The sequence below is a fragment of the Kribbella sp. NPDC023855 genome (assembly GCF_040639475.1).
Classification (GTDB): Bacteria; Actinomycetota; Actinomycetes; order Propionibacteriales; family Kribbellaceae; genus Kribbella.
On record NZ_JBFAAA010000003.1, the window covers coordinates 325,105 to 346,391 of the forward strand.

A 21,287-nucleotide genomic window follows, 5' to 3' on the forward strand; every position below is an offset into this window, starting at 1 on the left:
TACCAGGTTTCTCGAGTACTGGGCCGGAGTACTGGATGGTTCTGGCGAGGTATCGATTCTCTGACTAAGGTCAGGGAATGGGTGCTCTGCTGAAGCGGTTCGGGAATCTGACCACTCCTCATGTCGCCGACGCCTGCCTGCGCGCCGGCATCGAAGTACGGACGGCGTCCCTGCAGGCCGTGACACCGGGACGCATCGCCGGCCGGGTGTTGCCGGCGCGGCATGTCGGCAGTGTCGACGTGTTCCTGGAAGCGTTCGGGTCTGCCGAGCCCGGTGACGTGCTGGTCGTCGACAACAACGCGCGGCGCGACGAGGCCTGCGTCGGCGACCTGGTCGTGCTGGAGGCACAGGCGGCCGGCATCTCCGGCCTGGTCGTGTGGGGGTTGCACCGCGACACCGTCGACATCCGGGCGATCGGCCTGCCGGTCTACAGCCTCGGCGCGATGCCCACCGGGCCGCTACGTCTCGATCCGCTGCCGGACAACGCGCTGGAGTCCGCGACCGTCGGGGAATGGACCGTCACCCAGGCCGACGTCGTCCTGGGTGACGAGGACGGCGTCATCTTCGTCCCGGCGGACCGCGTCGACGAACTGTTCGACCTCGCGGAGTCGATCCAGGCGACCGAACGCAAGCAGGCCGACCTGATCCGCTCCGGTACGACGTTGCGCGAGCAGGTCCGCTTCGACGCCTATCTCGCGGCGCGTAAGGAGCGTCCGTCGCTGACCTTCCGCGAACACCTGCGCGGCGTCGGCGGCGCCATCGAGGAGTAGCCTCACCAGCTAGCCGATCGCGGCCCGTACTGCGGGGACGACCTCCTGGGACCAGCGGCTCAACGTGGTCTCGAAAGGCTCGGGACCCGACGGGAAGAGGATGAAGCCGGCGGCGCCGTGCTCGAGTACGGCGCTGGTCAGCTCCTCCACCCATTGAGCGGGCGAGCCGCCGATCCAGCGACCGTCGCCGTCGCGGGTCTTGGCGAGCGGCTGGGTCGTGATCCTGCCTGGGAAGTTGTAGATGGTGGCGACATCGGACGGCTTGCGGCCGACCGACAGGGCCGCCTCGTCGATGATCGGCCGGGACCACCGGTACCGCTCGCTGAGCCAGTCGGCGGCGTGCCCAGGGATCCAGCCGTCGGCCTGGCGACCCGTTGCGGCCAACGACTTGGGGCCGTTGGACCCCGTCCAGATCGGGGGCGCCGGGAAGCGGGAGGGCGCGAGTGCGGTCACGCCGGAGTACGGGTCGGTGATGGCTGGGCCGCCGCCGGAGAGTTGGCGGACCAGGATCATCGCCTGCTCGAACGCCTCAACGGCCTCGGCCGGGCTGACTCGCGGCACTCCCATCGTGGTGATCTTGTCCCACGCGCCACCTGCGCCCAGCCCGAGCACGAACCTGCCGTCGGAGACGGCGGTCAGCGAGGACGCCGTCCGGGCGAGCATCGGTGCCGGTCGCAGCGGAAGGTTGGTGACGTTGGCCAGCGCGGAGATGCGGGTCGTGCGGCCGAGCACGAAGGAGAGCGTCGCGTAGGCGTCGAGCAGGTCGGGCAGGTACGGGTGGTCCGACAGCGAGAAGAGGTCGAGCCCGTCCCGGTCGGCCTGCTCGGCCAGCCGGACGATCTCCCCCACCGCCCGGACGTCCGCCGGCGATCCGTAGCCGAAGCGCACAGTCATGTTCTTGCCTCCAGAAAGTAGTTCGTAGGCCTAAATAGTAGCTCTCCTAATTATTAGCACACCGAACAGTCCGAAGACCGGACTACAGTAGGGACGTGGCAACGAAGACAGACAGCGAACTGGTCGGCTCCCTGGTCACCCTGATGCACGTCCTCCAGGACCTGTACGCCGAAACGAGCCGCCCGCTGGGCCTCACTCCCCAGCAGGCCCACCTGCTCTGCGTCCTGCTCGGCGGTCCTCAGGGCATGACCGACCTGAGCCGCATCCTGAGCATCGAGCGCTCCAGCCTGACCAGCATGGTCGACCGCCTGGAACGCCGCTCCCTGGTCTCCCGCAACGCCCACCCGACCGACCGCCGCGCCTGTCAGATCGCACTGACCCCCGACGGCCACACCCTCGCCGACCAGGCCCACACCGCTTTCACCAACCGCGTCGAGGCCCTGACCACCCTGCTGACCCCAGCCACCCGCAAAACCCTCACCAAGGCCATCACCCAGATAACGCTCTAGCCCCGCGCCGCTATTCGGCCCGGCCCGCGACTTCGCCGCCGATCGTCAAGGCCCGAACCAACGATCCGCCTGTGGCCTTTCTCACGCCGACGCCCCTCCGCTAAGCCTCGTCGTCGCCCAGATTGCAACAAGATGCAATCTGGCTGAACATTCGTTGACACCCCCGACAGACGCGTGATGGTATGACCGCGCTGCGCAACCAGATGCGCGGCATTTGTCCGGTTTCATACCCATGAGATAGGGGAAACAAATGCACGAGAACATCACGATCGAGGCCCTGGAAGACCTTCCCGTGGTTGAGACCGTAAACAGCTGGTGATTTAACGTTTCGTGCGGGCGGCAATTGCCGCCCGCACGATCCGGCCGATTATGAGGACTTTACGGATTGCATCCGGCGGAACGGGTGATCTGATCACCGCCATCAGCCTCGACCAGCGAATCATCGGGGGCGCGCTCGGAAATGCTTATGCATCGGCTGTCTGGGAACGCAGCACCCTCGACCCGTTTCCCGGCCCCAGGCCGCGCAACGCGGTGCGTGGCCTCCGGCCCGTCGGCCGGCTCGGCCAGTTCACCGAGCGCACTCGGATCCCCGGCGGCCTGACCCAGCTGCCCCAGTTGGCGGCCTCCGTGGAGCCGCCGATCTGGTACCTGGACCTGGCCGACGGCGTGCAGGGCCTGCGGGAACAGCTCCAGGCGATCATGGACAGCGGGGGCTACGAATGCGTCGATCTGGTCGACACGGGCGGCGACATCCTGGCGCGGGGCGACGAGGCGGGCCTCATCAGTCCGACTATGGACGCAGCCTTGCTGGCGGCTGTCGCGGACCAGGACTTCACCGCGACCGTGACGGTGCTGGGACTGGGCGTCGACGGCGAACTCTCGCTCGATCACCTCGGCAGCATCGTGCGGGATCTCGAGCCGTCGGGCCGCCTGCGGATCAGCGCCGGACTGGCCGCTCAGGTCTATCGGGACTACTGCTGGGTGCACAGCGAGTCGAGTCTGCTCGCTCTCCTGGGAGCGATCGGGATCATCGGCCGGATCGACATCAGGCCCGGCTCCGAACTGGTCTGCGTCGATCGGCGCTGTGGCACCGCGTGGACCTTCGACGCGAACCACGTCTACCAGCGGAACCTGGTCGCCCGGGCCGTCCGGAATTCGACTTCTTTTGCCGCGCTGGACAATTCCATCAAGATGCTCGGCCTTACTTCGGAGTTCGGCCACGAGGTCGCTGCAGCTCGACGGGCGACAGCGCCGGAAGGCAGGCCGAAACTGTCGGAGGACTTCCTCGGATCCATCCTCCCGAGCGCCACCCATGTGAGCGTGCGTCGATTGGCAAAGGGTTTCCGGCTGACCGGTGCGAGCGATTTGGATCGGCTTCACCGGGTGGTGGCCGGACAACTGGGCGACGATTACCGCAGGCCGGCGATCCCGGTGGACCTGCTTCCCGCGGTGATTCAGGAATTTCAATCGCGTGCAGAGATTCAAGCGCCTCCCACCGGTTCGCAATACGACTTGAAAGCGATGGGTTTCTAGATGCAAGTGGGAATGCGCCAAGGTCCGGTGGTCACCACGGTCACTTCTGACCGCGACGTCGACGAACTCGTCGAGGCGATGACGTCGGCCACGTCGGGGGTGGTCCTGCAAGGCCCTCGTCGTGCCTTCACCTTGGACCTGATCGAGACCCTGACAGCGGCGACCGTGCGGCGACGCATACCGCTCAGCATCGAGCTGACCGACCTTGCCCACCTCCCCCAGCGCCCAGCGGACCGGACGGCGGGCCAGCTCGTGGTCGAAGCTCATGCCGCGGCCGATACGACGAAGCGCCGCGCGGAGTTGACGCGACCGGTCGAGATGCTGGCCGTCGTCGGGCACGGGGACGGGATGCATCTCAACCTGGGCAGTGTGGTGCTGTGCGGACGTACGGCCGAGGTCGAATCCGCCGCCGGCCTTCCGGTGCCGGGCGGATGTGCGCGCGGGCGGTGCAAGAAGGGCGCCACCGGCCAGAAACTGATGACCATGGACGAGCTGTCCTGCCGCGTTCTCGTCCTGCTGTCCTGTACGAGCATGTTGCTGGCGCCACAGATGTACCCGGGTGACAACAGCTTGGCGGTGGCGGCGCTTCAGAGCGGATCAGTGGCGGCGGTGGTCGGCACCACCCGGCAGACCGCCAGTTCGCGATCAGACGTAGAGCATCTCCGGAACCTGATGTCGACCGGCCGCACTCTGGCCGAGGCGGTGGCCGAGCTCAACGTCGGCCGGGATGCCGATCGTCAGGGATTCCTCGTCGTACTGGGGGACCCCACCGTCGTCCTGTCCGATCCGCCCACTGAGCCAATATCCGGCGGCGGCACTGCCGAAGCCCGGAAGCCCCCGGCCAGCCCCCTGCTGAGCCGCCTCCGCGACATGGACCGTCTCGAGCGCACAGTCGCTTTCGTGGCGAGCAAGTCACTCCAGGAACCCGCCGCCATCGTGACGGGTGTCAGCCGATGGTCCGCCGCGAGAACGCGGCTCAACGCGGCCGCTTGGTCGGCTCACGCACATCAGGTCATGCGGGGATCGGTACCACCTGCCGTCGAAACATCACTGGCCTCGGCAGCGCAGGAGTGGATCGACATCGGGGCCGAACTGCTGGCCGACGGCCTCTTGTCCGAGGCGCATCCCGGTGCCCACGTCGGAGACCTCCTGCAACCGTCCCTTCGCCTCTGGCTCGAATCGGGGGAACGGGTTCAGATCGACGGTCGCTGTGCTCAATGCGGCGGCCACATCTTCGCGACACCGCTAAGGCTGACATCCGTCGGCCAGGTGGAGCGGTGGATCAGCGAATGTGCCGTCTGTGGCCTGGCCTGCAACATCTGTGGACCGGGCGGTTCACCCCCGGGTCCCAACGCGCTCCAAATCGAAACCAACTCCCGGCGACTGATCGTGGACCTGACCCTGCCGGCGGCGCCGGCGGCCGGAGCGGGCCTGGTGGTCCTGCAGATCCGCGACAAGACCAAGCCGCAGCCGCTGCCGATATCGAGCTGGTCCCTCGCATCCGGCCAGGCCCGCCTGCGAGCCGAGCTCGACCTGCCGGGCGATCCGGGCAGTGACATCTGGTCCGCCCGGGCAGTCGTGCTCCGGGACGGCAATCTCGACTTCTACCGCAGGGTGTTCCACTACCTTCCACCGCGAGACGGGGGTGCTCGATGATCAACCCATTGGCGGATTTCACCAGCTCCACAGCACATCTGTTCACCGCGGAGGCCAGGCCGATACTGGCGGTTCCCAATGCCGGGCGACTCCTCGACGAGACCACTGCGATGGTCGGCGGGCTGGTGGGCATGCCGGCCGGAACCCGTGGGCTCGTCTTCGAGTCCGACGCACTCGTCGTCCTGTGCGCGCGCTCGAACGACCTGCCGTACTTGCTGGATGCCGGACTGGCCGACCTCATCGTGACCGGGCATGACTACGTGCTGGAAGCCGGCATCGAGTACGCGGCGCTTCATGACACCGGATTCCAGTCGTGCACGGTCGGCGTGGTGGGAACGGCTGACATGAAGGACTGGAGGTCGCGTCCTCAGCTTCGTGTCGTCACCCAGTACCCCGGGATCTCCCGCGACTTCTTCGCTCAGGACGGGATGCCTGCCACGACCCAACTGCCTGTTTCGGGGGCGGCCGAGCTCTATGCGCGCTGCGGTCTCGCGGATGTCGTCGTCGACGCCTACATGACTGGCGACACGGCGCGGGCCAACGGCCTCGAGCTCCTCGAACCGATCGTCACCACGTCGGCACGTGTCTATGCCCGTCCGGACTGGCAGCACAGCGGCAAGGACCTCGGGGCCGTGCTCGGGCTGCTCACGTGACCCAGATCAACGCGGTGCTCCTGGCCGGAGGCAGCGGCCGGCGGATGCACCCGCTGACCGCCGCCGTCCCGAAGGTGCTTCTCCCGTTCGGGACGAAGAACTTTCTGGACCGGGTCGCCGGCGAGTGCATCAAGGCGGGTGCCACGACCGTCACCGTCGTTCACGACGGAGGACGCGACGGGCTGGCGATCGCCGCACACGTGACCGAGTCCCTCGGCGCTGAGCCCTGGACAGCGGGAGTCGCGCTCCGGCTGGTGCCCGTCGACACCAGCCGAACGCCTGAACCCGCCGACTCCTTGAAGAGCCTCGACCTTCCCGGCGACGGCGACCTGCTGATCGCTCACTGCGACGAGTTCGTGCCGGCCGCGCTGAGCGCCAAGCTCGTCGAGTTCGCCAGGGCAACGGGCGCACCGGTCGCGCTGCTGTTCGACGAGCGTGCCGCGGCGCCCCGCGCGGTGCGCGTTCCAGCGGTCCGCGAAGTCCCCTCGGTCGGTGATGTGACCGGGTCTCGACGGTTGGTGGGCCGGTTGGCGCTCCCCCAGGCCATGGTCGGCCGGATCAGAGAGCTTGCACCGACTGCGACTACCCTGATTCAGCTTGTAGTCGAGCTGTCCGGGGCGGAATCGGTGGTGGCGATCGAGTTCGGCGGCCCTTACACCGACCTCGGGACGCTCGCGCAGTACGAGAAGTATTGGCGGACAGACAGGGCGCAACTCGATGACTTCTGACGAAGCGGGCACGCAGCAACGGGCCACCCTGCGGACAGCACTCAGGCAGCGTGACTTCAGCCTGGTGGCGGGTGGTCAGTTGGTGAGTGCGATCGGTGACGGAATCCTGCCGATCGCGGTGACCCTGGCACTGATCGCCCGCGGCGACGGCGCGGCGGCCATCGGCGGCGCGCTCGCGGCACGCAGTCTCGCCATGGTGGTGACCCTGATGGTCAGCGGTGTCGTCGTCGACAGATTCCCCCGGACCTACGTCATGATCGGCGCCGACGTGGCACGGGTCCTGGCAGTCCTGACGATCATCTGGTGCTTCGAGACCGGGGCCGGCGCCGGCGTCATCACCGTCGTGATGCTGATCTTCGGGCTCGGAGAGGCGTTCTTCCGACCGGCCTTCCGGGGGCTCTATCCACAACTGGTCCCCGAAGAGCTGCTCCAGCAGGCCAACGCGATCGGATCGCTGGTCACCAGAACCGCCGCGATCGCGGGGCCCGCGCTCGGCGGCATCCTGGTCGCCTGGTGGAGTCCGACGGCCGCACTGTGGATCGACGTACTGACCTTCGTGGTCAGTACCGGCACCCTGCTCGCCGTCCGGGCCTCGGTCCGCAAGCCAACGGCCGGCCGGCCGACGATCAAGGACTTCACGGCGGGCCTGCAGGCCGTTCGCCGGCGCCGCTGGCTGGCGCTGACGTTCCTGTCAGGACTGATCCAGATGCCACTGTCCGTCGCGCCATGGTTCGTCCTGCTGCCGATCGTGGCGCTCGACCACTACGGCGACTCGGACAGCTACCCGCTGAGCATGACGGTCTACGCCGTCGGCGCGATCGTGGGCGCGATGCTGGCGTCGAGGATCAAGACCCGATCTCCCGGTGTACCGGCTTTCGTGGGGGTCGCCGCCTTCGGCTTGGTGATGCTGGCGATGCTGGCGTCCGTACCGGCCGCGGTTCTGGTCTCCGCCCACTTCGTCGCAGGCGTAGGGCTCGAGGTCTACATCGTCCTCTACTACACCGCGGTGCAGCGCGAGGTGCCGACCGAGCTGCTCGGACGGGTCACGGCCCTCGACATGATGGTGTCGGCCGCGCTGATGCCCCTCGGTTATGCGCTCGTCGGGGTCTGGGCGGAGCACGCCGGTCGTTCGGTGGTCCTGGCCGTCGGTTTCGCCGCCTGCGTCGTCACCACGCTCCCGCTCCTGCTGGACCCACAGGTCCGCTCCCTGAGCTCGCAACCGGACCAGCCACCCGTATCCACGCAGAATGGAGCAGATCGGTAGATGTTCACCGTCCCAGCACTGTCGAATGAGCAGGTCACCCTGCGGCCGTTCGGTCCGGAGGACGCCGAAATGGTCGTCGAGGCCTGCAACGACCCGGAGACCCAGCGGTGGCTGCCGTTGCCGAATCCCTACCTCCCCGAGCACGGCAAGACCTGGTGCGGAGGGATGGCCGAGGAGCTTCGGCTGGCGGGTGACGGACTGCATCTCGCCTTCTGCGGACCGGGAGACCAGTTCGCCGGATCCGTTTCGCTGAAGCGGACCAATTGGCGGACCAGGGTCTCCGAGGTCGGCTACTGGACAGCTCCCTGGATGCGCCGCAAGGGGCTGACGGCCGAGGCCACCCGGCTGCTGAGCACCTGGGCTCTCGGCCACGGCATGGAGCGCGTCGAGCTGTTCTGCGCACCGGGGAACATCGGCTCGCAGCGCGTCTCCCTGGCCGCGGGATTCGAGTACGAGGGACGACTGAAGAACGCCGGCTTCACCCACTCCGGCCGTACCGATCTGCTGGTCTACTCGCTCACCAACCCGATCGAGCCACCGGACCGCGCGTGAGCATCCAGAGCGCGCTGGGAGCCACGGCAAGTCTGCCGCGGGCGTTCGAAGACCTGCTGCCCGACCTGCGGCGAAGCACGAAGGACATCGAGCTGATCGGCACGGGCGAACACGACCTCGGCGTCCTCATCGATCCGCGCGTCGTCGACGTCGTGCTGGCCCACGGCGCCAAGTACTTCGAGAAGGGTGCGCGGACGCAGTACTGGCGGACGGCAATCGGCGACGGCACCGGGATCAGGCCTCCGCTGCAGGCCCAGGAGACCGGCGATCCCGAGATCGACATCTCGCTCGCCAGCTGGCGCAGGTTCCGGCGGCGCAGCATGTCCGAACAGTTCTCGGCGGCGAAAACACCGGCGTACTCGGCGATCGCGGGACAGCTCGCGGACGACCTCTGTCGCCGATGGATCGAAGCCGGTCAGGGCGAGCTGATCGCCGACAGCCGCCTGGTCGCTCTGGACAGCTTCGTGGCGTGTTTCGCCGGGCCGGCCACCCGCCCCGAACTGGTCGCGGTCAGCGAGCAACTGTGGAAATCGAGGATCGCCGCCAAGCTGGCGCTGGACACCCCGCTGGCCTGTCCCTTCGACCGGAACCTCCGGCGTCGCGACCGGGCCCGGCTACTCCTGCAGGCAGCCGTCAGGCCGGCGCTGGCCCCCTTGGTGAAACGCGTCATGGTGATGGAGAGATCGTTCAAGTCGGTGGTGCGCAGTGCGACCGAGGCATCGGACGACAGCATCTTCTCGCTCCTGGCCCAGGCATCCGGCAACTACCTCAGTCCGATCCCCGCGCAGACTCTGCCGGCTCAGATGCAGGGTCTTTTCATCGCTGGTACCGAGACCCTGTCCTCAGCGCTGACCTGGGTTCTCTGGCACCTGTCGACAGATCCAGCGCTCCAGGATCGGATCAACGCTCTCCCCGCCGCCGAGGCCGACGCTTTGCTGCGATCGAGCGTCTACGAGAGCTTGCGGCTGCATCCACCCGCCTGGTCCATCCCCCGGGAGGCGCTGGCCGACCTCAAGATCGGCGGAACCACCATCCGCAAGGGAACAACCCTGATCGCCAGCCCGCTGATCCAGCACTATGACGCTCAGGTCTACGACCAGCCCGACCAGTTCGTGGCGGACCGCTTCGTCAAACCGCCGAGGCCGTCGGGCTCCTACTTCCCTTTCAGCCTCGGCCCGAGAACCTGTCCTGCGATGAATCACTCCGTCGAGCATGTTTTCCAGATCTGCAGGAGAGTGGTCCGGACGGTGAGGCTCGTCTGCGTCGAACAGCCGGAGGGCGGCCTGACCCACTGGCTCGGCGTGGACCTGGGGATCACTCCTGGTCAGCGCGCGGTGGTTCAGGTGGAGGCGCGGTGAGCACCGCCGAGATCGAGTACACCGGGCAGACCTTCGAGGAGTTGCTGCCGATGCTGAGGGCTTCCGGCGATCCGGTCTGCACCCTGGTGGCCGAACAGCGGCCGGCCCTGGCCATCGTCACGGCGGCGCAACTGGTTCCGATGATTCTGGTCAGTCAGGCGAAGGCGTTCACCAAGGGGCGGAACACGCAACTGTGGCCGGCGTTCATCGGTGACGGGACAGCGATCCGGAAGCCACTGGCCGAGACGACCGCAGCCGAGGTGGTCAGCGAGATCACCACCTGGCGCCGATACCTGCGGCGTTCCATCATCGGTCGGCTGAGCGGATCCCGGCTCTCGGACTACCGGCAACGACTGGTACCGGCCCTCGACACGTTGGCAGCGGACTGGGTCGCCGAACCTGGCCGGGATCTGTTGGAGGACAGCCGGCGGCTGGCCTTTCTGACCGTCCTGTACTCGTTCGGTGCACCCGAACTGACCGACGACCTGAGCCTTGTCGACTCGGTGCTGTTCGACTCCCGCCAGACGGCGTACGACTGGATGCAGCAGGAGAACGGGCGCGCGGCCGGCGGGTCGTCACAGTGCCCGGCCGGCCATGGATCGGCGTCCGACGTGGTGGTCGAGTCACGGTTCGCGGCTCGCGAGGCCGCCGTCAAGACGGCGTTCGAATCGGTGATCGCCCACTCCGCGCGAGCGGACACTGTCTTCGGCGACATCGCCCAGGCCGTCGCCAGCTACCCCGATCTGCCCGTCCGCGCGGCCGGCGACCAGGCGCGGGCCTTCTTCGCCGCTGCACTGCAGAACATGACCACCACCTTGACCTGGCTGATGTGGCACGTGGCAGCTGACAAGTCGGTCCAGGACAGACTGCTGCAGTCGGAGGACGGTCGTTACGCCGATGCGGTCGTTTCCGAGACGCTGAGGCTGCATCCACCGTCGTGGTCGATCCCGCGAGAGAGCATGGTCCCGCTGCGGATCGCGGGGACGGAGTACGCGCGCGGCACGGTCTTCGTCACGAGTCCACTGATCCAGCACTTCCAGCCGGCCGCCTGGCCACGCCCGGAAGAGTTCGATCCGGAGCGCTTCACGACCGAGCGCGGCGCCGACGGCACCTACTTCCCGTTCGGTCTTGGGGTCCGGCGCTGTCCGGCGCAGTCCTTTGCCCGGCAGCAGGCCGGCCTGCTGATCAGGTCCATCGTGCGGGACTGGGAGCTGACCCTCGCCGACCCCGAACAGATGCCGGCACATCTGCTGGGCGTCGAACTCGACAGCGTGACCAGCAAGCCAGTGCGGTTCCACGCCACGGCCAGGCAACCGAAAGGACGACATGCCGAACAGTGAATCCCAGCACGTGGCCAGACCTCGCTCGCCACAAGATTTCGACTCGTACTACGAATCGCAGGCGCCGTGGGATCTCGGTCGGCCCCAGAAGGTCTTCGAGTCCCTGCTCCGGTCGGGGCAAGCCGCAGGATCCTTCCTGGATGTCGGTTGCGGTACCGGTGAACACGCGCTGCTGGCAGCGGAGCTGGGACATGCATCGACCGGGGTGGATGCCTCCGCCCGCGCGATCGAGATGGCCAGACAGAAGGCGCGGACGCGACAACTGGACGTCTCCTTCCTCTGCGCCGATGTGCTGAACTGGTCACCGGCACAGCGGTTCGACGCGGTGCTGGACTGCGGTTTCTTTCACGGCCTCACCGACCACGATCGGCAGGTCTGGGCCGAGACGCTCAAAGGACTCGCCGCCGACGGCTGCCGCTATTTCATGTTGGCGTTCTCGTCGGACCATCCTGGTGATCTCGGCCCAAGGAGGCTGACAGTGAACGAGATCGCGGACTGGTTCCACGGGTTGGGCTGGACGATCACCCATACGTCGCCCCGGACCTACGAGCGCATCGGGCATCTCCCTGCGGCGGGGATTCTGACCATCGCGCAGGCGCCCGGTCGGTCGTCACCTCCTGAATAGTGGATGACGGCTGCCGGACGGCCGGTTACCTGGCAGGGTGGGGATATGACTTCGGAGCAGATTTTTGTTGGTAGTTACACCACTCAGGAGGGTGGCGGTGACGGGATCGGGTTCGGTACCGCGACTGGTTTGCGTGTAGCCGCCGAGAGTGCCAATCCGTCGTTCCTGGCCTTCTCGGCCGACCGCCGGTACCTGTATGCGACCAACGAGCTGGACGCCGGCCGGGTCAGCGCCTTCGCGGTCGGCGACAGCGGCACTCTGGAGTTCCTCAACCACCAGCCGACCGGTGGAGCGCACCCGTGCCACCTGGCGGTCGACCCGTCCGGCAGGTTCGTGCTGTCGGCCAACTACGGCTCCGGCTCGATCGCGATCCACCCGATCAAGGCGGACGGATCGCTCGGCGACCCGACCCAGATCCTGGAGCGCGACGGCGACGGGCCGAACCAGGAACGGCAGGAGGGCCCGCACGCCCACCAGGTCACCTTCGACCCGTCGGGATCGTTTGCCTTCGACATCGATCTCGGCGCGGACTCGGTGCACGTCTCGACGCTGAGCAAGGAGGGCCGGCTCGAAGCGGTGAGCCGCCTCCAGGTCCACCCCGGGGCCGGGCCGCGCCATCTCGCCTTCCACCCGGGCGGTGCGGCGGCGTACCTGATCAACGAGCTCGACTCGACACTCATCGTCTGCAGCTTCGCCGAGGGTGAGCTGGCCGTAGTACAGACGCTGTCGACGCGGCCGGAAGGTGCCGAAGGCGACAACTTCCCGGCCGAGGTGCTTGTGTCGGCGGACGGCCGGTTCGTCTACGGCTCGAACCGCGGCGACGACACCATCGCGGTGTTCGCGATCGGCGCGGACGGACTCGAGGCGAAGCTGGTCCAGACGATCGGATCCGGTGGGACCTGGCCGCGGCACCTCGCCTTCAGCGAAGATGGAAACCACCTGTACGCCGCGAACGAGCGTTCGGACACGATCGCGGTCTTCACCATCGACCAGAGCAGCGGCGCCCTCACCGCAACGGGGACGCCGCTGAGCTGGCCGAAACCGGTCTGTGTCCTGCCGCTCTAACGCAGGGCTCTCAGACGGCAACGAGCTTTTCGAAGAAGAACTCGTGCTTCAGGAACGACACGTCGTACTCGTGACCCGGCTGCGGCGGGAGCAGCTGCGCGGCCTGGAACAGCCGCCAGCCGTCCTTGAGCGCATCGAGTCCACTGGCGTACGGCGGGACGTCGCAGTCACCTGTCGTGGGTGTCGTCGCACCAGTCCCGTCGTACGTCGACCAGCCGACCGTGCGCGAGTCGAGCGCGGACGAGGCCAGGTAGAGCACCAGCACCTGCTGGCGGACGGACTGTTGGGTAGTGGTGGAGTCCTGTTGGGTGGTGGTGAAGTTGGTGGTCATGAGGCCTCCTGGCCTGGACTGAGGAGTGGAGGGAGCGAAGCGACCGGAGCGACGAGGGAAGGCCGGGAGTTCAGCCTCATGACCCGCCGAGCCGGAGGCGAGGCCAAAAGCACCGTCATGCCATCTCCTTCTTTGCGGCGTGCGGGTTGAGGCTGCGCTGCGCCACCACGCGGCGCGGGCGGTTCGACACCCGGGTGACCCAGTAGTCCGGGTCGTAGGTGTCGTCGCCGGTCAGGGCCTGCCACAGCTTGACCCGGTTGTAGATCTCCAGCCGGCCGGTGGCCCCCTCGTACCAGGGGAAGGTCTGGCCGAGCTCGGCGGCCACCTGGTCGTCGTACAGGTCGTCGGTGTTCCACAGCCGGACCTGGCGAACGGTCGGGTTGAACCGGATCTTGAACATGTAGCGGTCGATGTCGCTGTCGTTCTTGCGGCCGCCGTGCCAGATGCCGTGGTGCAGGAACACGACCGTGCCGGGCGGGCAGGTGAGCCGGGTCTGGCCGAGCAGGTTCTGGTACCGGCCGGTGTCCGACTCGTTGGTCCTGCGCAGGTGGCTGCCGGGGATGCTGAGCGTGCCGCCCATCTCCAGCGTCACCTCCTGCGGGTAGTACATGAGCTGGACGTCGAAGGCGTCCTCGCGGACGTCGATGATCGCGTCGCCGTGCAGGTTCTGCGCCTCACCCTCGTTCGCCTTGCGGATGTGGACCGCGTGGTGGTCGACGGTCGGCTCCGGGCCGACCAGGCTGTGGATCGCGCCGGCGACCTCCGGCAGCTGCACCAGCCGCTGGACGAACTCGCTGTCCACGAACGCCTCCGACAGCGGAGTGCCGTACGGGACGCCAGGAATGCCGGCCTTCAGGACGTCGATCGCCTGCTGGTTCATCTCGTCGGGGACCACCGCGTCCATCCGGAACGCGCCGGTGGCGACGAAGCCGGCCATCTGGACGGAGGTGAGCAGGTTCTTGCGATGCGGATGCGGCATGTCTCTCCCTATCGGGGCGACTAGTGGTTTCTACTCCTTCAGGCTAGGCAGTGGTGGTGCTCTGTCGCGTGGGTTGAGTTCACCAGTGGTGGTAATTTCTCACCATGTTTCCGTTGCATCTGGCCGCCCCTCCGGAGCTGGTGAACGTGGGCGTCGGGGTGCACGGCGTCCGCGGTTTGCGAGACGTGTTCCGGCTGCCGGACCTGTGGCAGCTCCACCTCTACGGCTACTCGGCCGACCTGACAGTGGCCGGTACGACGTACGCGGTCGCGCCGGGCTGGGTCAGCCTGACGCCGGCCGACGTACAGGTGCAGTTCGACTACCGGGGTCGGTCGGAGCACCTCTTCGTGCACTTCCGGCCGCGAGAGGTGGGCGAGCCGTCGTACGTTCCAGTGGCGCAAGACGCCGGTACTGCGGCGCCCGTGCTCTCCGACATGCTCCGCTCGGCCATTGGGGCCTCCCCCAGCGGCTCTGCTCGAGTAGTGGCCGAGGTGTGGGCCGCACTGTGGCGGGTTGCCCAGCTGCCGGCGCCACTCACCGAAGGCGGCGCAGCGGCCGACCACTCGGCGGTGTCGACCGCCATCAGCTACATAGAAGGCAACTTGGCCCGCTCGCTGACAGTGCCGTCACTGGCCGCGATAGCCGGCGTCTCCCACAACCACCTCACCAGACTCTTCCGTGCGGAGACCGGGATGACAGTGGTCGCCTACATCCGCCAGCGTCGCATGGCCCACGCCCGGCACCTCCTGGTTTCCTCCACCCTCTCCATCCCAGCCATCGCCGCCTCCGTAGGCATCCCCGATCTCCAGGCCTTCAACAAGACCTGCCACCGCGAACTGGGCGGCGCGCCCCGCGCAGTACGGGCCGGAAATGCAGTGGTTGACCGACAGGGCTAGGGAACAGACTGTAAAGCTGTCGTCCTGCCAGCAAGATTCAGGGAAAGGCCGATCGCCCTATCCGATCAGGTAGTTGTCGGGCACACTGCTCGGCATGCTCAATGGGGTGGTGGCGGAGATGTCCGTCGAGGTCGTGGGAGTGATTATCGCGGTCGTCGCCTTGGCCGTCGGTAGCGTCGCGGCCTACGCCGCGCTCAGGTCGAACTGGTTCGAGGGGACGACGCAAAGCCAGCAGGAGTTCCGGGACACACGCCGGCATCTGAAGGAGCACCGGCCTGCGCTGGTCTCCTTGGCCGCGAAACTCCACACATCCACCGCCAACGGGCCGATCTTGATTCCTCGAACGCAACTGCTGAGCTTCCCTCACTGGTTGCCGGCCGCGCCTGCACCGCTCGATGCTGTGACATTGATATGGGCGGGTGGAAAAGCGCCAAGAGCGCCGCAGAAGATCTCCAGATTCGCGCGGAGGGTGCTCCCGGTCTCGGACAACAGGCGCCGTTTCGACTCCTACAGCCAAGCGCTCGGCGCGATCGCCAGGCCGACGTTGTTCTTCGACAATCCGACCTTCAGTCTGACAGCAGCGGACTGGTCGGACCCCGCCTCCCCTCGGCTGACCTTCTCCGAGAGCCGGTATTTTCCCACGATCGACATCGCCGAGGCGCTCTGCCACGAGCTTGCTGTGGCAGCCGTTCAGGGACCGGAGGAAGAGGTCCGACAGCCCACCTGGCGATCATTGCCGCTGCGCCGTGCACTCCGTTCCCAGTTGCTCAACCCTGCCCTACGGCCGATTTCCATTGCCGTAAGCACACTGCTGATCCGGCGGCAGCCGAACGGCGATGCCGAGTTCTTCCTCAACCTGCGTGACCCGGAGGCGACCGTTACCTTCGCCGGCGCGTACATGGTGGTACCGACCGGCGTGTTCCAGCCCGGGAGCAAGTCACCAGCAGCACTTCGGGAGGACTTTGACATCTGGCGGACGATCATGCGTGAGTTCAGCGAGGAAATACTGGGCAATCCGGAGGCCGACGGCACGATGGGAATGACCGTCGACTACGCGACCGAGACCCCCTACCTCGAACTCGACCAGGAACGCGCAGCCGGGAAGATCCGGCTGCACTACCTCGGGTTCGGACTCGATGCCGTCGAATTGTGGGGGCATCTGCTCACCGTCATGGTGGTGGAGGATGACGCGTTCAGCCGGGTGGCGCCCACCCTGGTCGAGAAGAACGCGGAAGGAATCATGATCGGCCACAAGCGCACGAAGACCGGCGTCCGGGGCATCCCGCTGGTGTCGGAAGAAGTCGACTACTACCTGTCCGCAGGGATGATGAGTTCCCCGAGCGCTGCTTGCCTCGCACTGGGGTGGCAGCATCGAAACGTATTGCTCAACTGACAGTGAGGCCGCTTTCCGCGATACGACCCCGGTGCACTGTGACCGGAAGTCCTTCTAGAGCTGTGACGACGCGGTCCTCGACATCTGGTGGCACCAGTGCGAAAAGACAACCGCCCAGACCTGTGCCAGTGAGCTTCGCGCCATAGGCACCGCGCGCCAGGCTTCGGGCAACACACTCGTCGATCAGCTCGGTGGACACCCTCAGCCGATCACGGAGCAGGGTCTGGCAGTCGTTGATCAGCATGCCAAGCTCCCAGGGGTCCGAATCCTGCCCCCCGAGCAACTTCCTGATCTCCGCCACCCGATCAGCAGTTTCCTGAACGTAGGCCATCATGTCCGGCTCACCGGCAGACCATCGAAGCCGCTTCGCGGCGATGATGTCCTTCGTACTGCGCTTGACACGCGTATCGACAACAAGCACGGAGACGGGCGACGGCATCGCCAGTCGCTCCACCGGCGCCGGTGGCTGATTCGCGCAGTCCAGGTAATGGACGCCGCCAAGGGCGCATCCGTAGAAGTCCATCTGCCCAGCGCCGGTCTGCAAGGCAACCGCCTCAGTGGCGTAGGCCAGTTCCAGCAGGTCGGCACAGGGGATCAACTGTCCGAAGAAGGAGTCCAGGGCCGCGATCGTCGCCACCGTAATCGCTGCGCTGCTGCTGAGGCCCGACGCCGGCGGAATACTCGACCGGGCGCGCAAGGCGAGGCCTCCGATGGACCTCTGCGTGGCTTGGCTGAAGACGCAAGCTGCGGCCCAGATATGGCTGAACGCTTCGTCACGGCAAGGCTCTGGCGACATAGCGTCGATCGCCAATTCACGATGGTACGGCCAGCCGCTGCTGACCCGCAGGGTCTGCTCATCGGCCGTGCGCGCCACCGTCACCTCCGTCTGCAGGGAGATCGCTGCGAGCACGGCAGGTCCTACCGTCCAGTCCAAGTCCTCACCGGCAATGCAGATCCGCCCGGAGCAAGACGCGGTCTTCATAGGAACAGATCACTGTCCGGCAGATTCGAATAGTCCGTAGGCACTCCATCCCTGCTGATCTGGATGAGTTCGAGATTGGCCTCATGGCGGATGCAGTGGAATCCGCAGTCAACCCTGGGATTGATCCGCCGCACTGCGTCGGCTCGAGCTTCCCCATGCCAGAGGGAGCCGAAATTCGTGCTGGCCGGATCGCCGTACCGAGCCGCCGGGTTACCACGGTGATACGGACACACATACGCCCCGCCCGGAGTCAGCAGCGTCCTGAGTTCCGCCGTCGGACACGACTCGTAGTCTTTTGGCTGGGAAGTCTGCTCGGCAGCCAGGATCACCGACAAGTTCTTGGGCTGCAAAATTGCGAAGGTGGGCGACTCCAAAGCCCTGATATCCACCAGTTGAGCCTCCAGGTCAGCGACCAACCGGGGGTCCTGGCTGATCAGATAATGACCCATGTCATATTCCGGCTTTACTTCGAAATAGTCACAACCGATATCCAGCGCCAATCTTGCCGCCGCTTCCACTTCACCGAAATTCGACTCTCGAATCCGGCCGTCCGGCTCGCGCCGAGACATCAGCAAGAAGGAGAACCCGAGCAGCCCCTTCTTCCGGGCTGCCAACTGACGCATGTTCTCGATCACTTGGTCGAACTTCTCACGACCCGAGCGGGTCGGCCTGAAACTTGCCGCCGTCCGGGCAGAGGCGGCATCGACCGATACCCGGGTCCAGGCGACATGCTCGGCCAGTACATCGAGGTGCCGATCGACACGCGTCCCGTTGGTCGTCAAGCCGATCTTCACCCCGCGACTCGACAGCAGTTCGATGATCTTCGGCGTGGCCGGGTGTAACAGCGGCTCGCCGCCACCGATCAGGATCACTGCAAGCACGCCCGCGTCAGCCAATCCGGTGGCCAGTCTGACCAGTGCCTCGTCGGTGAAGCGGTCCTTGTTGAGCAGCGGACTGCTGATGCATTCGGGACAGGCAAGGTCGCAGTAGCTTGTCGGATCGAGTTCGACCACGACCGGCGCTTGCGGCGATCGGCCTGCCGCCAGATCCCGCAGGGCGGGCCCAACGGACGCCTGCCGCAACTTCACGGTCAGATCCAGAATCCCCTGCAACATTCCCGATGAATCCCCGCCATCAGTTGCCATTTCGTCAGAATACGCTGCGGCGAGAATAATCTCGCGACACGGCGAGTCGATCCGATGCGGTTCGACTCGATTCCCAATTCAATAAATTCGCGAAACATCTGGTCAAGCAATTGTTTCATTCATAGTGGATCACCGTCAGTTGAGGGCCCGTACTGCGAGGCCTGCCGGGCTGATGGCCCACGCCCCGCACCTCCTGATCAGCTCGCCGGGGCGGCGGGGGCATCGATGACGGCTCGGACCAGTTCGAGCAACTCCGTCTGCGCGAAAGGCTTCTCGATCAAGGTGACGCCCGGCAGCAGGGTTCCTTGCGAGGTCAGCATCGGCTGGGCGTAGCCGGACATGTAGAGGACGCGGATGCCGGGCCGTAGTACGGCGACCTTGTCCGCGACATCCTTGCCCAGCATGTGTGGCATCACGACATCGGTGAGGAGCAACTGGATCGGCTCGTCGGTACTGCGCAGCAGGTCGAGCGCACTGACGCCGTCGGGTGCGGTCAGCACCCGGTAGCCCTTCCGCATCAGCACGCGGCGGGTGACCTCGCGCATCGCGTCCTCGTCCTCGATGACGAGGATGGTCTCGCCCCCACCCGAGGACCGGCCCGCGGAGCCGGCCGGCGGCTCGGGATCGGCGGCCTCGGCAGCAGGCTGGACCACCGTGGCCGGGATCAGCATGAAGAAGGTGGCGCCTTCCCCTGGCCGGGACATGATCTGCACGAATCCATCGACCCGGGTGATGATGCCGTAGACCGTCGCCAGCCCGAGGCCCGAGCCCTCACCCTTGGGCTTGGTGCTGAAGAACGGCTCGAAGGCGTGGTCGATCACCTCTTTCGGCATGCCGCTGCCGTTGTCGCTCAGGCGGAGCCGGACGTACCGGCCCGGCCGGAGACCGGGATGGTTCGCCGCATAGGGTTCGTCGACGACGACGTTGGCCGTGTCGATCCTCAGCACCCCGCCGTTCGGCATCGCGTCCCGGGCGTTGACCGCGAGATTGACCAGGACCTGCTCGATCTGGCCGGGATCGGCCATCACCGGCCACAGGTCCGGCGCCAGCGCGGCGACCAGGTCGATCTGCTCGTCCAGGGTCCGCTGGAGCAGATGCTCCACGTTGCTCACCACCGCGTTCAGGGACAGCACCCGCGGTCTGACCACCTCCCGGCGGCCGAAGGTGAGCAGCTGATGGGTCAGCGCGGCGCCTCGTTCGGCGGCACCCTGGATCTGCTGGAGGTCCTCCAGGGCCGCGTCCCAGCGACCCTGGTCGGCGCCGCGCACCGCCTTGATCTCCTCCTCGACGAAGGACGCGTAGTTGAGGATCACCGAGAGCAGGTTGTTGAAGTCGTGGGCCACGCCCCCGGCCAGCTGCCCCAGGCTTTCCAGCCGCTGCGACTGGTGGGAGCGGTTCTCCAGCTGCTCCCGCTCCGCCTGGGCCCGCAGTACTTCGCGTTCGGCCTGCAGCTCGCGCCGCTCGGTCACGTCCCGGATCGCGGCGAAGGTGATGATCCCGTTCTGGGTCTCGATCGGCGACAACGAGATCTCGGCCGGGAACTGGCTGCCGTCCTTGCGGCGGGCCGTGAGCTCGGAGTGCCCGTCCATCAGCCGCGGCCGGGGATCGACGGCGTACCTGGCCCGCTTCGCCGGGTGCAGCGGCCGGGCGCCCTCCGGCACCAGGATCTCGACCGGACGCCCGATCAGCTCCTCGCGGAGATAACCGAACAAGGCCTCCACGCGGGCGTTCGCCAGCACGATGAGGCCGTCCGCGGTGACGCCCACGGTGGCGTCCGGAGCCACCTCGAGCCATCCCACCGGCAGTTCTGTCGGCTGCTCCAGCACCTGTGTCACCCCCGTGTGACGACCTTTGCACTATAGGCAGCCCAGGTCGTCCGGCGGCGGGCAGCGGGGGAGATGGCACCCGTTCTGCAACCTGGCGGCACCGCTGACCGCACCCGCCCAGGCACAGCCTGTGACCAGACGCAACACCGCGCTTCCGTCCCGAAGAGGTCTGCGCGACTCGGCAGCATCACTTCACAAAGGAGATTTCCATGTTTCCGATCCTCAGGAAGAAGCGCGTCTCGATCCCGTTGGCGGTCGTGACTGTTGTCTCGCTCGCCGGCATCGCCTACGCGTACTGGACGACGACCGGCCAGGGCGAAGGGAAGGGCACCACGGGTACCAGCACAGCGTTGACTGTCGTGCAGGTCGGTGTCGTCAGTGGTATGACGCCGGGCAGTCTGGCTCAGCCCGTCAACTACACGATCACCAACACCGCGGACACGCCGCAGTACCTCACCTCGGTGACGATTGCGAAGGTCAGCGTCACGTACATGAACCTGGCCGGCGCGGGCACCGGAACCACTGCCGCCGACCATCCGGCCGGCGCGATTGCTGCGGTGTGCACAGTTGCCGACTTCGCCGTGGTCCAGCCGGCGGCGGTAGGCATGGATCTCGCCCCTGGTTCCGTGACCTTCACCCGGGAGGCAACGTCGTACGGGGGCAGGCTGAGCGGCACGGTCGCGATGGTCAACACCACGGTGAACCAGGACGACTGCAAGAACACCACCATCAACCTCACCATCACCGCGGCGTAACACGGGATGCCGCGGAACGTGGGGTGACGGGTG

At 66.7% G+C, this 21,287-nt stretch carries 21 protein-coding genes; 15 read left to right on the forward strand and 6 right to left on the reverse strand.

All coding sequences use genetic code 11. The features are described 5' to 3' along the window. Positions 1-77: 77 nt before the first annotated feature. A complete protein-coding gene (locus AB0F51_RS12340; RefSeq protein WP_360278137.1) occupies positions 78-770 on the forward strand; it encodes an RraA family protein in 693 nt (230 codons plus the stop codon). A gap of 9 nt (positions 771-779) precedes the next feature. Here AB0F51_RS12340 and AB0F51_RS12345 read toward each other — a convergent pair whose 3' ends face one another. Continuing rightward, positions 780-1,664, reverse strand: coding sequence for an LLM class flavin-dependent oxidoreductase (locus AB0F51_RS12345; RefSeq protein ID WP_360278140.1), 885 nt, complete (start codon positions 1,662-1,664; stop codon positions 780-782). A gap of 95 nt (positions 1,665-1,759) precedes the next feature. On the opposite strand from AB0F51_RS12345, the gene AB0F51_RS12350 reads away from it, so the two are divergent. The 11 genes from AB0F51_RS12350 to AB0F51_RS12400 all read left to right on the forward strand — a co-directional run bounded on the left by AB0F51_RS12350 (position 1,760) and on the right by AB0F51_RS12400 (position 12,947). Then, a complete protein-coding gene (locus AB0F51_RS12350; protein ID WP_360278143.1) occupies positions 1,760-2,173 on the forward strand; it encodes a MarR family transcriptional regulator in 414 nt (137 codons plus the stop codon). A gap of 330 nt (positions 2,174-2,503) precedes the next feature. Next, positions 2,504-3,706 (forward strand): DUF1152 domain-containing protein, encoded by a 1,203-nt coding sequence (locus AB0F51_RS12355; protein WP_360278145.1) that lies wholly within the window; start codon positions 2,504-2,506, stop codon positions 3,704-3,706. Then, complete coding sequence (locus AB0F51_RS12360; protein WP_360278148.1) at positions 3,707-5,362, forward strand: hypothetical protein; 1,656 nt, start codon at positions 3,707-3,709, stop codon at positions 5,360-5,362. Next, complete coding sequence (gene hisG, locus AB0F51_RS12365; RefSeq protein ID WP_360278151.1) at positions 5,359-6,015, forward strand: ATP phosphoribosyltransferase; 657 nt, start codon at positions 5,359-5,361, stop codon at positions 6,013-6,015. Before AB0F51_RS12360 ends, hisG begins: the two co-directional genes overlap by 4 nt. Continuing rightward, entirely contained in the window at positions 6,012-6,743 is a 732-nt protein-coding gene (locus AB0F51_RS12370; RefSeq protein WP_360278154.1) for an NTP transferase domain-containing protein, read from the forward strand. Before hisG ends, AB0F51_RS12370 begins: the two co-directional genes overlap by 4 nt. Beyond that, positions 6,733-8,007, forward strand: a complete 1,275-nt coding sequence (locus AB0F51_RS12375; protein ID WP_360278157.1) for an MFS transporter — start codon at positions 6,733-6,735, stop codon at positions 8,005-8,007. The genes AB0F51_RS12370 and AB0F51_RS12375 overlap by 11 nt, the downstream gene beginning before the upstream one ends. Beyond that, positions 8,008-8,559: a GNAT family N-acetyltransferase gene (locus tag AB0F51_RS12380; RefSeq protein ID WP_360278159.1), complete on the forward strand. Its 552-nt coding sequence runs from the start codon at positions 8,008-8,010 to the stop codon at positions 8,557-8,559. Then, on the forward strand, positions 8,556-9,917 hold the full coding sequence (locus AB0F51_RS12385; RefSeq protein WP_360278162.1) for a cytochrome P450: 1,362 nt from the start codon (positions 8,556-8,558) through the stop codon (positions 9,915-9,917). Before AB0F51_RS12380 ends, AB0F51_RS12385 begins: the two co-directional genes overlap by 4 nt. Further along, positions 9,914-11,257 (forward strand): cytochrome P450, encoded by a 1,344-nt coding sequence (locus tag AB0F51_RS12390; RefSeq protein ID WP_360278165.1) that lies wholly within the window; start codon positions 9,914-9,916, stop codon positions 11,255-11,257. Before AB0F51_RS12385 ends, AB0F51_RS12390 begins: the two co-directional genes overlap by 4 nt. Then, positions 11,244-11,882, forward strand: a complete 639-nt coding sequence (locus AB0F51_RS12395; protein ID WP_360278168.1) for a methyltransferase domain-containing protein — start codon at positions 11,244-11,246, stop codon at positions 11,880-11,882. Before AB0F51_RS12390 ends, AB0F51_RS12395 begins: the two co-directional genes overlap by 14 nt. Before the next feature lie 45 nt (positions 11,883-11,927). After that, complete coding sequence (locus tag AB0F51_RS12400; RefSeq protein WP_360278171.1) at positions 11,928-12,947, forward strand: lactonase family protein; 1,020 nt, start codon at positions 11,928-11,930, stop codon at positions 12,945-12,947. Positions 12,948-12,957: 10 nt separating this feature from the next. Here the strand turns inward: AB0F51_RS12400 and AB0F51_RS12405 are convergent, their stop codons facing one another. Together AB0F51_RS12405 and AB0F51_RS12410 are read right to left on the reverse strand one after the other, a co-directional pair. Beyond that, positions 12,958-13,278 (reverse strand): hypothetical protein, encoded by a 321-nt coding sequence (locus AB0F51_RS12405; protein ID WP_360278173.1) that lies wholly within the window; start codon positions 13,276-13,278, stop codon positions 12,958-12,960. A gap of 115 nt (positions 13,279-13,393) precedes the next feature. Then, complete coding sequence (locus AB0F51_RS12410; RefSeq protein WP_360278176.1) at positions 13,394-14,257, reverse strand: phytanoyl-CoA dioxygenase family protein; 864 nt, start codon at positions 14,255-14,257, stop codon at positions 13,394-13,396. Between the two features lie 104 nt (positions 14,258-14,361). Here AB0F51_RS12410 and AB0F51_RS12415 point away from each other — a divergent pair, with 104 nt between their 5' ends. Next, positions 14,362-15,153 (forward strand): helix-turn-helix transcriptional regulator, encoded by a 792-nt coding sequence (locus AB0F51_RS12415; RefSeq protein ID WP_360278179.1) that lies wholly within the window; start codon positions 14,362-14,364, stop codon positions 15,151-15,153. 94 nt (positions 15,154-15,247) lie between these two features. Beyond that, positions 15,248-16,546 (forward strand): hypothetical protein, encoded by a 1,299-nt coding sequence (locus tag AB0F51_RS12420; protein WP_360278182.1) that lies wholly within the window; start codon positions 15,248-15,250, stop codon positions 16,544-16,546. Here the strand turns inward: AB0F51_RS12420 and AB0F51_RS12425 are convergent. The 3 genes from AB0F51_RS12425 to AB0F51_RS12435 all read right to left on the reverse strand — a co-directional run bounded on the left by AB0F51_RS12425 (position 16,539) and on the right by AB0F51_RS12435 (position 20,508). After that, positions 16,539-17,456, reverse strand: a complete 918-nt coding sequence (locus tag AB0F51_RS12425; protein ID WP_360278185.1) for a hypothetical protein — start codon at positions 17,454-17,456, stop codon at positions 16,539-16,541. The two genes, AB0F51_RS12420 and AB0F51_RS12425, sit on opposite strands and share 8 nt — an antisense overlap. 68 nt (positions 17,457-17,524) lie before the next feature. Next, the gene (locus AB0F51_RS12430; protein ID WP_360278188.1) at positions 17,525-18,673 is read right to left on the reverse strand and encodes a radical SAM protein; all 1,149 of its coding nucleotides are present in this window, start codon (positions 18,671-18,673) and stop codon (positions 17,525-17,527) included. 197 nt (positions 18,674-18,870) lie between these two features. Further along, positions 18,871-20,508, reverse strand: a complete 1,638-nt coding sequence (locus AB0F51_RS12435) for a PAS domain S-box protein (protein ID WP_360278190.1) — start codon at positions 20,506-20,508, stop codon at positions 18,871-18,873. A gap of 200 nt (positions 20,509-20,708) precedes the next feature. Here AB0F51_RS12435 and AB0F51_RS12440 point away from each other — a divergent pair, with 200 nt between their 5' ends. Then, positions 20,709-21,254, forward strand: coding sequence for a hypothetical protein (locus AB0F51_RS12440; protein ID WP_360278193.1), 546 nt, complete (start codon positions 20,709-20,711; stop codon positions 21,252-21,254). The last annotated feature ends 33 nt before the right edge of the window (positions 21,255-21,287 follow it).

Bases quoted from the DNA above. Each gene is read 5' to 3' on its own strand.
- AB0F51_RS12340 (WP_360278137.1), top strand. From the start codon at position 78: ATGGGTGCTCTGCTGAAGCGGTTCGGGAATCTGACCACTCCTCATGTC.
- AB0F51_RS12345 (WP_360278140.1), bottom strand. From the start codon at position 1,664: ATGACTGTGCGCTTCGGCTACGGATCGCCGGCGGACGTCCGGGCGGTG.
- AB0F51_RS12360 (WP_360278148.1), top strand. From the start codon at position 3,707: ATGCAAGTGGGAATGCGCCAAGGTCCGGTGGTCACCACGGTCACTTCT.
- hisG (WP_360278151.1), top strand. From the start codon at position 5,359: ATGATCAACCCATTGGCGGATTTCACCAGCTCCACAGCACATCTGTTC.
- AB0F51_RS12375 (WP_360278157.1), top strand. From the start codon at position 6,733: ATGACTTCTGACGAAGCGGGCACGCAGCAACGGGCCACCCTGCGGACA.
- AB0F51_RS12380 (WP_360278159.1), top strand. From the start codon at position 8,008: ATGTTCACCGTCCCAGCACTGTCGAATGAGCAGGTCACCCTGCGGCCG.
- AB0F51_RS12395 (WP_360278168.1), top strand. From the start codon at position 11,244: ATGCCGAACAGTGAATCCCAGCACGTGGCCAGACCTCGCTCGCCACAA.
- AB0F51_RS12400 (WP_360278171.1), top strand. From the start codon at position 11,928: ATGACTTCGGAGCAGATTTTTGTTGGTAGTTACACCACTCAGGAGGGT.
- AB0F51_RS12405 (WP_360278173.1), bottom strand. From the start codon at position 13,278: ATGACCACCAACTTCACCACCACCCAACAGGACTCCACCACTACCCAA.
- AB0F51_RS12410 (WP_360278176.1), bottom strand. From the start codon at position 14,257: ATGCCGCATCCGCATCGCAAGAACCTGCTCACCTCCGTCCAGATGGCC.
- AB0F51_RS12415 (WP_360278179.1), top strand. From the start codon at position 14,362: ATGTTTCCGTTGCATCTGGCCGCCCCTCCGGAGCTGGTGAACGTGGGC.
- AB0F51_RS12420 (WP_360278182.1), top strand. From the start codon at position 15,248: ATGCTCAATGGGGTGGTGGCGGAGATGTCCGTCGAGGTCGTGGGAGTG.
- AB0F51_RS12430 (WP_360278188.1), bottom strand. From the start codon at position 18,673: ATGGCAACTGATGGCGGGGATTCATCGGGAATGTTGCAGGGGATTCTG.
- AB0F51_RS12440 (WP_360278193.1), top strand. From the start codon at position 20,709: ATGTTTCCGATCCTCAGGAAGAAGCGCGTCTCGATCCCGTTGGCGGTC.